The following is a 13309-nucleotide window of genomic DNA, read 5'->3' as shown; positions in this document are numbered from 1 at the left end:
TGGAGACTAAAACATGTACAAGCGTATCAAGACGCGTATCAGCACCAAGCAAGTCATTGTCCTGACCGGCCTGCTGGCCGGGATGGCCAGCCTGGTGGCCGGCTGCGGCGGCAGCGGCAGCGGCAGCGAGAGCGCCGGCCCGGCCGTCACGCTGGGCGCCACCAAGATGGGCGGCGCACTGCCCGTCAAGGCAACCCGATGGGCCAGCGTGAAGTACGGCGGGGGCGGTTACGTGCCCGGCCTGATCTTCCACCCGACCAGTCCGGACGTCCTGTACGCGCGCACCGACATGGGCGGCGCCTACCGCTGGGACGCCGCCACCTCGACCTGGCTGCCGATCACCGACGGCTTCGGCGCCAGCGAGGGCTTCTTCCACGGCGGCGAAAGCATCGCCCTCGATCCGAACGACGACAAACGCATCTACCTGAGTACCGGGATGTACAACCGGGTGGACAATCCGGGGCGCCTGTACATTTCCACCGACCGCGGCGACAACTGGCAGCACGTCGACCTGCCGTTCCCGGTGGGCAGTAACAACCAGGGGCGCGCCGTCGGCGAGCGCATGATGGTGGACCCGAACAACCCCGCGATCCTGTTCTACGCATCGCGCACGGCCGGCTTGTGGAAGAGTGGCGACCGTGGCCAGACCTGGCAGCAGGTGCAGTCGCTGTCGACTGCGAAGATGGACCAGTCCCAGATCGACGCCAACAATATGCGCAGCGCGATCGGCGTGGAGCAGGTGGTTTTCGATACCTCGACCAAAGGCACGGGCAGCGCCACCCAGACCATCTACACCGCAGTCGCGCCGGACTACGCCGGCGTGGCCGGGCTGGCGTTCAGCATGTACAAGTCCACCGACGGCGGTGCCAGCTGGGCCGGCGTCAGCACGCCCGTGACGGGCTACCACATCCCCCACATGGTGCGCGCCAGGGACGGCATGATGTATGTGGCCTTCACCAAGGACAGCGGCCCCGGCGCCGGCGGCCCGGCAAGGCTGTACAAATTCGACGGCGCCAGCTGGACCCTGCTGAAGAAGTATGACACCGAGGAATGGGTCAACTTCGGCATCGGCGGGCTGTCGGTGTCCGGCACCGGCGCCACCACCCGCATCGCCCTGGGCGTCACCAATTCCTGGGGCAACTGGGAAGGCCAGCCGGTGGTGCAACTGTCCGACGACGCCGGCGCCACCTGGCGCGAGATTTCCGCCATGGCCCCGCACCCGGACAAGGATGGCTGGTCGGGCTGGGTGGACGACGTCGAGATCGACCCGAACAATCCCGAGCGCGTCCTGCACGTGCACGGCGGCGGCATATTGGAGACCAGGAACGCGTCGGCCGCCAAGCCGACCTGGAACCACCTCATCGAAGGCATCGAGGAAACCGCCACGCTGGCCCTGATGGCGCCGCCGCCCGGCGCCGCGTACAGCCTGCTGCGCAGCACGGGCGACATCGGCATGCACGTCCAGACGGAACTGTTCAAGCAGCCCACGCGCGGCCCCGGCCTGTTCGGCAACGGCATCAGCGCCGACATGGCCTGGTCCGCGCCGTCCTATATCGCCGCGGTCGGCACCACCAAATGGAACAGCCCCAACGTTGGCGGCGCCTATTCCACCGACTCCGGCGTGACCTGGACGGGATTCGCCGGCAACCACCCGGACGCACTGGCCAACCAGGGCAATGAAGGGAACATCGCCGTCACCAAACCCGGCAACATCGTCTGGGCCCCAGCCAATTCGGTGCCGGCCTACAGCACCGACAACGGCGCGACCTGGACCTACACCAATCTCCCGGCGCTGAACGCGGTCGGCATGGCGCGCAGCTACCGCGTCGTGGCCGACCGCAAGAACCCGAACAAGGTGTATGCCTACAACTCGGGCGGCGTGTGGTGGGCGCAAGGGTCGGAGACGCCGCGCTTCTTTGTCTCCACGGACGGCGGCCACACCTTCACCGAACGCAGCGCATTCCCGGGCAGCGGTACGGCCGTTGGCGAATTCAGCGTGACGTCGATCGCGGTCAATCCGAACACGGAAGGCGATATCTGGGTGGCGGACGGGCAATCCATCATGCATTCGGACGATGCGGGCGTGAGCTGGACCAAGCTGAGCGCGGCCGCGCCGATCTGGGGCAAGAACCCGACCTGGTCGTGGCCGGAGGTGTACGGCGCCACCTCCATCTCCCTGGGCAAGGCGCCTGCAGGGGCGAAATACTCGGCTTCGGTGTATGTAGCGGGCGTGATCGGCGGCGTGTGGGGCGTGTACCGCTCCGACGACGGCGGCGCCACCTGGAGCCGCTTCAACGATGACAAGCACCAGTACGGCGGCATCTCCACCCTGGCGGCCGACCAGAACGTGCCGGGACGCCTGTTCATCAGCGGCAGCGGGCGCGGCGTGCTGTTCAGCTACTGAGGCGCCGGGCATCGGGCGTCGGGCGGCCGGCCCCAGCTGGAGGGCGTCCGCCTGCGTCTTCCTTCTCTTAGCTTATCGTACGTCGAGCAGTTCCACGTCGAAGATCAAGGTGGCGTTGGGCGGGATCGGACCGGCGCCGCCGTCGCCGTAGCCCATGGCGGCCGGCACGATCAGCGTGCGCTTGCCGCCCACCTTCATGCCTTGCACGCCTTCGTCCCAGCCCTTGATGACCTGGCCGGCGCCCAGCCGGAAATCGAACGGCGCGCGGCCGATGGAGGAATCGAACTTCTCGCCGTGCTGCTCGGGCGCGCCCGGCTGGTACAGCCAGCCGGTGTAATTGACCACGGCGGTGCTGCCGGCCACGGCTTCCTTGCCGGTCCCGGTTACGGTATCGATCTTCTGGAAGGCCACGGCGGGCATGGCGGCCGCCGGCGGGACCTTGGCGCGGTCGCAGGCGGCCAGCGTCAAGGTCAGGGACAGCGCAAGGACGCTGGAGGTGAGCAGTTGTTTCATGTGGTGCTTTCGTGATGTGGACGAAGGAAAATCGCAGCAGGATACACTATGATCACTGCGACAGCCGTGCCCGTTCAGCGCCGCCGCTGGGGCGCATTCATCTCGATCAGCAGCTTGGCGATGGCGCGCTCCGTCTCCGGCAGCATATTCATGTACTTGCAGCCCACATGGAGCTGTTCGCCCAGCAGGAAGGAGCGGTAGGAGCGCGTCAGCCGCACCTCCAGGTCGGTGACGATCACCGTGTCCGGCCCCAGGTCCAGCCGCACGTCCACCAGCTGGCGGCCCTTGATCAGGCCCCTGGCGTCCCGCTTCGCGCAGCGCAAGCCGACCCCGCCCACCGAAAAGTCGTACAGCGGCAATTCATACGGCGCGCCATTCAACACGAAAGAGGCCATGAAATTGCCGCCCAGCGGCGTCTCCACGCGCTCCGTCGCGCGGCGGTTCAGCACCTCGCAGGTCTCGGGAAAGGTCATCGGTATCAATGCCGGCTTGCCGGGCAGGGAACGCCATGCCTTGTCGGTCAGGCGGAATTGCAGCTTGGCGTTGCGCAGCCAGGCCACGAAGGTCACGCTGCCCGGCGCCAGGGTTTGCCGTTCGTTCAGCTCCATCACGAAGTGCGGCAACTCGGGATCGACCGACAGGATCCGTCCCAGCACCGCCTGCCGGCTGCCGGCGGCGTACATGGAGATCGGGTCGCCGGTTTCGGCCAGCATGGTCAGCGCGTCGCCGATCTCGTCGATGTCGGCCATCTCGTGCGACGGAACGGTGGAGGGTATGGGTTCGACCGCGTCTTGCAGCCTTGGCGGTCCCTTGCGGATACGGACGATGGGTTCGTTTAGTTGCATATCTTTTATAGATGAAATTTATTCAAGGTAGATATTCAGCAAACACAGTCTACAAGCGAATCCGCGCCAGGATTTGCTTTCTGGTAATAAGTGCCCATTATCTTGAAAAACTGTGGCAAAAACTCTGCAAGCCGCGTGGAGCCGGGCGCGCAAATCCCCAACAGTCGATAACTTTATTCTGTCTTATGTCTTATAGAAGAGTTGTTGAGGTACAATAGCGTACTTGAAGGGCGGCTGCGTCCCCGCGCCCCCTGCTATGAACCTTAACTGAGAGAGTTTCCCATGCTAGCTTCTTACCGCGATCACGTCGCCGAACGTGCTTCCCTCGGCATTCCTGCGCTGCCGCTGTCCGCAGCCCAGACCTCGGAACTGGTCGAGCTCCTGAAAAACCCGCCCGCCGGTGAAGAAGCCTTCCTGGTCGACTTGATCACCTACCGCGTGCCGGCCGGCGTGGACGATGCCGCCAAGGTGAAATGCGCCTTCCTGGCAGCCGTAGCCAAGGGCACCGAAACCAGCCCGCTGATCTCGCGCGAACTGGCCACCCGCCTGCTGGGCACCATGCTGGGCGGCTTCAACATCAAGCCGATGATCGACCTGCTGGACGACGCGGTAGTTGGCGCCGTTGCCGCCGAAGGCCTGAAGAAGACCCTGCTGATGTTCGACTACTTCCACGACGTGAAAGAGCTGGCCGACAAGGGCAGCGCGCGCGCCAAGGAAGTGATCCAGTCCTGGGCCGACGCCGAGTGGTTCACCTCGCGTCCCGAAGTGCCGCAAAGCCTGACCCTGACCGTGTTCAAGGTTTCCGGCGAAACCAACACCGACGACCTGTCGCCCGCGCCGGACGCCACCACCCGTCCCGACATTCCGCTGCACGCGCTGGCCATGCTGAAGAACGCCCGTCCCGGCATCAACCCCGACGAGCCAGGCAAGATCGGCCCGCTGAAGCAGATCGAAGCGCTGAAAGCCAAGGGCAACCTGGTGGCCTACGTGGGCGACGTGGTCGGCACCGGCTCTTCCCGCAAGTCCGCCACCAATTCGGTGCTGTGGTTCACCGGCGAAGACATTCCTTTCATCCCGAACAAGCGTTTCGGCGGCGTATGCCTGGGCGCCAAGATCGCCCCGATCTTCTACAACACCATGGAAGACGCCGGCGCACTGCCGATCGAACTGGACGTGTCGCAGATGGAAATGGGCGACGTGGTCGAACTGCGTCCTTACGATGGCAAAGCCCTGAAAAACGGTGTCGTGATCGCCGAGTTCAAGGTGAAATCCGACGTGCTGTTCGATGAAGTGCGCGCCGGCGGCCGCATTCCGCTGATCATCGGCCGCGGCCTGACGTCCAAGGCGCGCGAAGCGCTGGGCCTGGCCCCGTCGACCCTGTTCCGCCTGCCGCAGAACCCTGCCGACACCGGCCGCGGCTACTCGCTGGCGCAAAAGATGGTGGGCCGCGCGTGCGGCATGCCAGAAGGCAAGGGCATCCGCCCAGGCACCTACTGCGAACCGAAGATGACCACCGTCGGCTCCCAGGACACCACCGGCCCGATGACCCGCGACGAGCTGAAAGACCTGGCTTGCCTGGGCTTCTCGGCCGACCTGGTGATGCAGTCCTTCTGCCACACCGCCGCCTACCCGAAAGTGGTGGACGTCAAGACCCACCGCGAACTGCCTGCCTTCATTGAAAACCGTGGCGGCGTGGCCCTGCGTCCGGGCGACGGCGTGATCCACTCCTGGCTGAACCGCCTGCTGCTGCCGGACACCGTGGGCACCGGCGGCGACTCGCACACCCGTTTCCCTATCGGCATCTCGTTCCCTGCGGGTTCCGGCCTGGTGGCCTTCGCCGCCGCCACCGGCGTAATGCCGCTGGACATGCCTGAATCCGTGCTGGTGCGCTTCAAGGGCGAAATGCAGCCCGGCGTCACCCTGCGCGACCTGGTCAACGCCATTCCGCTGTACGCCATCCAGCAAGGCCTGCTGACTGTGGACAAGAAGGGCAAGAAGAATATCTTCTCCGGCCGCATCCTGGAAATCGAAGGTCTGCCGAAGCTGAAGGTGGAACAGGCGTTCGAGCTGTCCGACGCCTCGGCCGAGCGCTCCGCCGCCGGCTGCACCGTGCACCTGGATAAGGAACCGATCATCGAGTACATGAACTCGAACATCACCCTGATGAAGTGGATGATCGCCAACGGCTACCTGGACAAGCGCACCCTGGAGCGCCGCATCAAGGCCATGGAAGCCTGGCTGGCCAAGCCCGAGCTGCTGTCGCCGGACGCGGACGCCGAATATGCGGCCGTCATCGAAATCGACCTGGCCGACATCCACGAGCCTATCGTGGCCTGCCCGAACGATCCGGACGACGTGAAGACCCTGGGCGAAGTAGCCGGCGCCAAGATCGACGACGTGTTCGTGGGCTCCTGCATGACCAACATCGGCCACTTCCGCGCCGCCTCCAAGGTCCTGGAAGGCAAGTCCGACATCCCGGTGCGCCTGTGGATCGCGCCGCCGACCAAGATGGACGCGCAAGTGTTGACTTCGGAAGGCCATTACGGCACCCTGGGCCGCACCGGCGCGCGCATGGAAATGCCGGGCTGCTCGCTGTGCATGGGCAACCAGGCGCAAATCCGCAAGGGCGCCACCGTGATGTCGACCTCGACCCGCAACTTCCCGAACCGTTTGGGCATCGACACCAACGTCTACCTCGGTTCGGCCGAGCTGGCAGCGGTGTGCTCGGCCCTGGGCCGCATCCCGACCAAGGCCGAGTACCTGTCGCATACCGGCGTGCTGGCGGAGAATTCGGATGAGATCTACCGCTACATGAACTTCGACAAGATCGCTGAATTCAGCGACGTGGCGGACGCCGTGCAAGTCTCAGCCTGATAGCACTGGGCGGCCGCAAGGCCGTCCAGGCCGGGCTCACCCAAATCGCCGCTTGCCGGCGATTTTTCATTTCTGCAAACAATCATTTTTGTGAGCCGGATTGCCGCGCCTTTGAAGGGATAATTCCCTGTCTTATCAAAGCGCGCACAAAATGGCCAACTACCGCTCACGCCTGCTGCTGTCACTCGCCGCCGCCGCACTCCCGCCGTCCGCCGGCGCCGCTGCCCCGGACGGCGCCCGCCTGTTCGCGTCCAACTGCGCCATGTGCCACAGCGTCACGCCCAACCTGCAGCCGCTTGCCGGGCCGGGCTTGTTCAATGTGCTGGGACGGCGCATTGCCGGCGCGCCCGGCTATGCCTATTCCAGGGCGCTGGCCGCCGCAGGCAGCAGCGGCCGCGCATGGACAAAGAGCGAGCTTGACCGCTATATCCTCGATCCGGCCGCCCATACGCCCGGCACCGCCATGCCCATGAGCGTGCCGGACCGCGCCGACCGCGCGGCGCTGGTCGCCTACCTCGCAACGCTCAGGGGCAAGGAAACGGCCCCGGCCGGCCCCGCTGGTGCTGCTGCTGCCGCTGCTGCTGCTGCTGCAACGGCAGCGGCAACTCCGGCGGCATCGGCCCCGGGCCCGGGCAGCGGCCACTGGAGCGCGGACCAGCCGGGCCGCATCCACCAGGTGCGCGCGGATCAGCTGGCGGCGCCGTTCGCCACCCCCAGCGCGGGCAACAGCCCGCAGACCGTGGCACGCCCGGAAGGCGTGGCGCCCGCCGTGCCGCCCGGCTTCAAGGCAACCCTGTGGGCCACCGATCCGGACAAGGGCCGTCTGCTCGTCAAGGCGCCCAACGGCGACATGTTCATGTCCTCCATGCCCAAGCGCCTGATGAAGGTGTTCCGCTCATCGACCGGCGAGCGGGCCGACACGGTCAGCGTGTTCGCCTCCGGCCTGAACCGGCCGTTCGGCTTCGCGTTCTGGCCCGTGGGGCCGGATCCGCAGTACCTGTACGTCGCCTACGTCAACTCCATCGTGCGTTTCCCGTACAAGAATGGCGACCTGGTGGCCAGCGCCGAGCCGGAAGTGGTGGTGCCGACGCTGGTGGCTGCGCCGGGTTCGCACACCACGCGTACGCTCGCTTTTTCGGCGGACAGCAAAACCATGTACGTCTCGATCGGCTCCGCCTCGAATATCGGCGAGCGGATGGCGCGGCGCCCGCCCGGACCGCTGGCCGAATGGGAAGCCAGACATGGGCTGGGCGGCGCCTGGGACGATGAGACCGACCGTGGCGTGGTCCTCAGCTTCAACCCGGACGGCGGCAACCGCCGTACCCACGCCACCGGCCTGCGCAACTGCGTGGGCATGTACCGGCACCCAGCCACGGGCGACCTGTTCTGCAGCGTCAACGAGCGCGACCTGCTGGGGGACAACCTGCCGCCAGACTATCTCACCCGCGTGCCGCGCGGTGCCTTTTTCGGCTGGCCGTGGTACTACATCGGCGCCAACGAGGAGCCGCGCCTGCAGGGCGTGCGCCCGGACCTGAAGGACAAGGTGCGCGCGCCGGACCTGCTGGTGACTGCCCACTCGGCGCCGCTGGGCATGGTGGTGTACGAGGCGGGCGCCGGCGCCGCCAGCCGCTTCCCGGCCGAATACAACGGCGACATGTTCCTGGCGCTGCACGGTTCCTGGAACCGCGCCACGCGCACCGGCTCGAAGGTGGTGCGCGTGTTCATGAAGGACGGCGTACCCACCGGGTCCTATCAGGACTTCGTCACCGGCTTCGTGGTCAGCGACCGGGAAGTGTGGGGACGGCCCTCGTCCGTGGCGGTGCAGGACGACGGCTCGCTGCTGGTGGTGGACGACGTTACCGGCGAGATCTGGCGCGTGGCGCCCGCCAGCACAAAGGCTGCGCAATGAAGGCCGCCTTGCTGGCGCTGGTGTTATGTGCATCGGGCGCGGACGCAGCCAACGTCCTGGCAGCGAAGGAGGCCGCGTATTCGCTCAGCCTGAACGGCGACTGGTCGTTCAAATACATCGCGGGGCTGGAAGCCGGCGCCGATGCGGAATTCACGTCCAGCCGCTTCGATGCGTCGCGCTGGAACACCATTCCCGTACCCGCCAACTGGGAACTCAAGGGCTTTGCGGAGCCTTCCTATGCGGACGAACTGAAGGACGGACTGGGCCTGTACCGCCGCAGCTTCCGCGTGCCATCCGGCTGGCAGGGCCGCCGCGTGTTCCTGCGCTTCGAAGGCGTCGCGTTCGGCTACGAACTATGGGTGAACGGCCGCAAGGCCGGGGCATCGGCCGCCAGCGCCTTCAACCGCCATACCTTTGACGTCACCGAGTTCCTGCAGCCCGGCGATGCGCCCAACACGCTGGCGGTGCGTGTCGCGGCCAAGCCGCTCGGCTACGAGTTCGACCTGAACGATGACTGGTCCCTGTCCGGCATCTATCGGGACGTAACATTGTTCTCCGTGCCGGACGCGCACATTGCAGGCCTGGCGACCAGCACCCGGCTGCTGGAAAACGGCGCGGCCGAGTTCTCGGTGGACGTGGAGTTGAGCAGGGACGCCGGCCAGCTGCGCGCCAGGCTGATTGCGCCCAACGGGACCGAAGCCGCGCACGTCCTGCTTGCGCCGCACGCGGGGCAGGACGGCACGCGCCGCAAGGCGGTGCTGCGCATCCCCCAACCCAGGCTGTGGACAGCCGAGACGCCGTCCCTGTACCGCCTCCAGCTCACGCTGGCTGAGCATGGCAAGCCGCTACACGCGGTGGAGGAGCGGGTAGGCCTGCGCGAAGTCCGCACCGAGGGCAAGGTGCTGCTGCTGAACGGCCGTCCCGTCAAGCTGCGCGGCGTCAATCACCACGACCTCGATCCGCTGCATGGGCGCGCCATCACCGAGGCGCAGATGCGCACCGACCTGGAGCTGATGAAAAAGGCCAATGTCAATTTCGTCCGCACCTCGCACTACCCGCCGCACGTGCGGCTGTTGGAACTGGCCGACGAAATGGGCTTCTACGTGATGGACGAAGTCTCCATCGGCCACGGCGAGAAGAACCTGGTGAAGCCGGAGTACCGGGACAACATCCTGGCGCGGGTGGAGCCGACCATTGCGCGGGACAGGAACCGTGCGTCCGTACTGGTCTGGAGCATCGGCAATGAGAATCCGCTCACGGAAGTGGAACTGGAAGCAGGGCGGCTGGCAAAGCAGCTCGATCCCTCGCGGCCGATCACCTATCCCAAAATCGGCAGCTATTTCGCCGCGAACTACCAGAAGATTCCGGACTGGGTGGACATCCATGCGCCGCACTATCCGACCAACGCGCGCCTGGCCGATTACGCCGCCACGCTCACCAGGCCGACCATCCTGACCGAGTATGCGCACGCGCTCGGCCTGGCGACGGACCGTTTGCAGGCGCAGTGGGAAACGATCCAGAAAAGCCCGGTGCTTGCCGGTGGCGCCGTGTGGCACTTCATGGACCAGGGCATCCTGCGAACCAGTGCCGTTCCCGCCGACCCGTCCAGGCCCACGCAGTACGCGTGGCTGGACCAGGCGCGCTACTACGACACCCATGGACTCGACGGCACGGACGGCGTGGTATACGCGGACCGCACGCCGCAGACCGACTACTGGCAGATGCGCAAGGTGTATGCGCCGGTGCGCATCCTTGAACAGCGCCTGCAGGTCAAGCCGGGACGGCAGGAAGTGGCGCTCACGGTGGAAAGCCGCTACGACTTCCGGACGCTGCGCGGCATCGGCCTGCACTGGTCGCTGCAGCGCAACGGTAGGGAGATCGGCAGCGGAAAGGCGGGCCTCGGGGCGGCTCCACGCGGCAGGGAAACCGTGCGTATTCCGCTCACCATCCCGCTCGCCGTCCCGGCCGGCGCGCAGGACGACGTGCTGGCACTGCAGCTGCGCGCGGTCGACGAGCACGGCATGCCGATCAACGAACGCAGCGTGCGGCTGGACAGGGTAGGCAGGCTGGACGGGCTGGACGGGCTGGACGTGGGGGGCGGCGCGCGCGGCGGCTGGACTGCCGGACTGCCGCCGCAGGGCCAGCCTGCCGTCAGCGAAAGCACGGACGAGATACGGGTTGCCTTGCCCGAGTGGGTACTGACGGTGCAGCGCTCGTCGGGCGCTGTTGCGGTCCGCGACCAGGCGGGCCGCGTTCTGGTGGATGGCATCTACCCGCATGCCGGCCGCAAGCCGCTGATGGCGGAGGCCTTGCGCGCGAAGCTCTCGGGGCTCTGGCTGAAATCCATCCTTACGCGCATGGAGGAACCGCTGGTGACGGTACAGCAGCGCAACGGCAAGGTGCTGCTGGCCGTGTCGGGCCGTTATCCGTTGCCTGCGGATGGCAAGGATGCGCCGGCGGCACCCGCCCCGCAGCGGCCGTTCGACGACCTGATGCCGGGCGCGCAGGCAGCGGCGTCCGGAGCACCGGGCACGGCGCCGGGCGCGCAGGGAGCTGCGCCGGGCGCTGGCAGCGTCACGGGGCGCGACATGCTGCGCGGCGGCTACCAGCTTGAAATCGCCGCCAATGGCGTTATCGCGGTGTCGTACGCGTTCGCGCCTGCCGGCGCCTCCGGCTTGCTGTCGGAGGCCGGCCTGTCCGTGGTGGCGCCGGCAGGATTGGACGAGTTCCGCTGGATAGGGCAGGGGCCTTACGCGGGCTACCCCGGCAAGGATGCGCTCAACGAGTTCGGGCTATACCACCTGAACCGGTCGGACCTGCGTTTCCAGGGCAACCGGCGCGGCACGGAGCTGGCGTTGCTGAGCGAGGGCGGGGGAACCGGCTTCGCGCTGGCGATGGCGCCGGGGGACGTGGCCGTGGAGCGGGACGGCGAGCGCACCCTGTTGAGCCACAACGCCATCATCGGTGGCCTGGGCAACAAGGGCACCACGCCCGAGGTGACGCACCTCGCCGAGAACACGCCGCAGATCGCCGGCTCCTTCTCGCTCATTCCGCTTCCGCCGGCGGAGCGCTGGCCCGCCAGACTGGTTCGCTGGTTCGGCGAGCCGGTGCCCGCGAAAAGCGTGTTCAAGCCCTTCTTCCATAGCTACGATCAATAGACGCGTTGCGGCCGGGATTGCGGCCTGGCCGTCAGCCGATGCGGCCCGCCAGCGGAATGACGCCGAACACGATCGCGGCCGCCAGCAGCACCAGCGCCGCTGAAATGGACCACAGCAGCGTATAGCGCTGGTGGTCGCCGAATTCGACTTCCGACATGCCCACCAGCAGATAGGTGGACGCGACGAGGGGGCTGAGCAGGTGCACCGGCTGGCCGATGATCGCCGCCCGGCCGATCTCCGCGGCGCTGATGCCGTACACCGCCGCCGCCTTGGCCAGGATGGGCACCACGCCGAAATAGAAGGCGTCGTTGGAGATGAAGAAGGTGAACGGGATGCTGAGGATGCCCGTCACAACGGCCAGGTAGGGACCCATCCACTGAGGAATCGCGGCGATCACGCTGACCGCGATGGCGTCCACCATCTTGGTGCCCTGCAGGATGCCGACGAAGATGCCGGCCGCGAAAATCAGCGACACCACCGGCAGCACGTTGGCCGCATGCGCGGTGAGGCGCTCCTTCTGGTCTTCCAGCTTGGGATAGTTGATCATGATGGCGACCGCAAAGGCCACCATGAACAGCACCGGCAGCGGCAGGGCGCCCATGATCAGCAGCGCCATCAGGACAGCGGTTAGCAGGAAGTTCACCCACAGCAGCTTGGGACGCGCCGTGCCCGGATCGGCCAGGGGCAGGTCCTGTGCGCTCCCCGCCGCATGTGCGCCAGGATCGCCCGCCGAGCCCTGCATGGCCTCTGCGCCCGCGCCCGCCGCGCCTTGGCCGAGGGATGCAAGCGCTGCCAAGCCGCGTTCGGCGCCGGCTGCGGCGCGCAAGCCCGCCGGCAGCGCTGCCTGCGGAGCGCGGACGGCACCGGCTGCATTGGCTGCACCGGCAGCTGCGGCAGCACCTGCGAACACCGGCTGCATGCCGGGGAAGCTCATGCCCTGCGCGGCAGGCGCCGGCGCGGCGGGACGCAGTTCGATGAAGCCGATGCGCTTGCGCTCCTTCCTGCCCAGCACGCAGGCCACGAACAGCACCCAGCACACGCCTGCCACCATGGCCGGTATCATCGGCACGAAGATTTCGCTCACGTCCACGCCCAGCGCGCTGGCGGCGCGCGCGGTGGGGCCGCCCCAGGGCAGGATATTGAACACGCCGCCGGCCAGCATGATCACGCACGCCAGCACCAGGCGGCTGATGCCGAGCCGCTTGTAGAGCGGCAGCATGGCCGACACGGTGATCATGTAAGTCGTGGCGCCGTCGCCGTCCAGCGACACGATCATCGCCAGCACGGCGGTGCCGACGACGATCTTCAGCGGATCGCCGTCCACCAGTTTCAGGATGCGCCGGATCACCGGATCGAACAGGCCTGCATCGATCATCACGCCGAAATACAGGATGGCGAACATGAGCATGACGCCGGTGGGCGCCAGCTGCTTGATCCCCGCCAGCATCATCGGGCCGAGCTGCGCGCCGAAGCCGCCGATCAGGCCGAAAGCGATGGGCACCACGATCAGGGCCACCAGCGCCGGCAGGCGCTTGGTCATGATCAGGAACATGAATACTACGACCATTGAATATGCCAATACGGTCAACATGGCTGTCTCCTACTG

The 13309-nt window shown here is 66.7% G+C and carries 7 protein-coding genes; 4 read left to right on the top strand and 3 right to left on the bottom strand.

Features of this window, described 5'->3' with window-relative positions; translation table 11 throughout:
- The first annotated feature begins 13 nt into the window (after positions 1-13).
- Complete coding sequence (locus ASC94_RS15805; RefSeq protein WP_229417291.1) at positions 14-2404, top strand: dockerin; 2391 nt, start codon at positions 14-16, stop codon at positions 2402-2404.
- Positions 2405-2476: 72 nt separating this feature from the next.
- Here ASC94_RS15805 and ASC94_RS15800 read toward each other — a convergent pair whose 3' ends face one another.
- Complete coding sequence (locus ASC94_RS15800; protein ID WP_056396586.1) at positions 2477-2917, bottom strand: FKBP-type peptidyl-prolyl cis-trans isomerase; 441 nt, start codon at positions 2915-2917, stop codon at positions 2477-2479.
- 74 nt (positions 2918-2991) lie between these two features.
- The gene (locus tag ASC94_RS15795; protein WP_229417290.1) at positions 2992-3762 is read right to left on the bottom strand and encodes a flagellar brake protein; all 771 of its coding nucleotides are present in this window, start codon (positions 3760-3762) and stop codon (positions 2992-2994) included.
- A gap of 282 nt (positions 3763-4044) precedes the next feature.
- Here ASC94_RS15795 and acnB point away from each other — a divergent pair, with 282 nt between their 5' ends.
- The 3 genes from acnB to ASC94_RS15780 all read left to right on the top strand — a co-directional run bounded on the left by acnB (position 4045) and on the right by ASC94_RS15780 (position 11703).
- Positions 4045-6636, top strand: a complete 2592-nt coding sequence (gene acnB / locus ASC94_RS15790; RefSeq protein WP_056396581.1) for a bifunctional aconitate hydratase 2/2-methylisocitrate dehydratase — start codon at positions 4045-4047, stop codon at positions 6634-6636.
- A gap of 151 nt (positions 6637-6787) precedes the next feature.
- A complete protein-coding gene (locus ASC94_RS15785; protein WP_056396578.1) occupies positions 6788-8545 on the top strand; it encodes a c-type cytochrome in 1758 nt (585 codons plus the stop codon).
- The gene (locus tag ASC94_RS15780) at positions 8542-11703 is read left to right on the top strand and encodes a glycoside hydrolase family 2 (protein ID WP_056396574.1); all 3162 of its coding nucleotides are present in this window, start codon (positions 8542-8544) and stop codon (positions 11701-11703) included. Before ASC94_RS15785 ends, ASC94_RS15780 begins: the two co-directional genes overlap by 4 nt.
- Positions 11704-11734: 31 nt before the next feature.
- On the opposite strand, the gene ASC94_RS15775 is transcribed toward ASC94_RS15780, so the two are convergent.
- Positions 11735-13294 carry a CitMHS family transporter gene (locus tag ASC94_RS15775; RefSeq protein WP_056396572.1) on the bottom strand — a complete coding sequence of 520 codons (1560 nt, stop codon included), beginning with the start codon at positions 13292-13294 and terminating at the stop codon, positions 11735-11737.
- Between the last annotated feature and the right edge of the window lie 15 nt (positions 13295-13309).

This window comes from Massilia sp. Root418 (assembly GCF_001425265.1).
Classification (GTDB): Bacteria; Pseudomonadota; Gammaproteobacteria; order Burkholderiales; family Burkholderiaceae_D; genus Rugamonas.
This window is presented reverse-complemented; position numbering and strand designations above follow the sequence as displayed.

Bases quoted from the DNA above. Each gene is read 5' to 3' on its own strand.
- ASC94_RS15800 (WP_056396586.1), bottom strand. From the start codon at position 2,917: ATGAAACAACTGCTCACCTCCAGCGTCCTTGCGCTGTCCCTGACCTTG.
- ASC94_RS15805 (WP_229417291.1), top strand. From the start codon at position 14: ATGTACAAGCGTATCAAGACGCGTATCAGCACCAAGCAAGTCATTGTC.
- ASC94_RS15795 (WP_229417290.1), bottom strand. From the start codon at position 3,762: ATGCAACTAAACGAACCCATCGTCCGTATCCGCAAGGGACCGCCAAGG.
- acnB (WP_056396581.1), top strand. From the start codon at position 4,045: ATGCTAGCTTCTTACCGCGATCACGTCGCCGAACGTGCTTCCCTCGGC.
- ASC94_RS15775 (WP_056396572.1), bottom strand. From the start codon at position 13,294: ATGTTGACCGTATTGGCATATTCAATGGTCGTAGTATTCATGTTCCTG.
- ASC94_RS15785 (WP_056396578.1), top strand. From the start codon at position 6,788: ATGGCCAACTACCGCTCACGCCTGCTGCTGTCACTCGCCGCCGCCGCA.
- ASC94_RS15780 (WP_056396574.1), top strand. From the start codon at position 8,542: ATGAAGGCCGCCTTGCTGGCGCTGGTGTTATGTGCATCGGGCGCGGAC.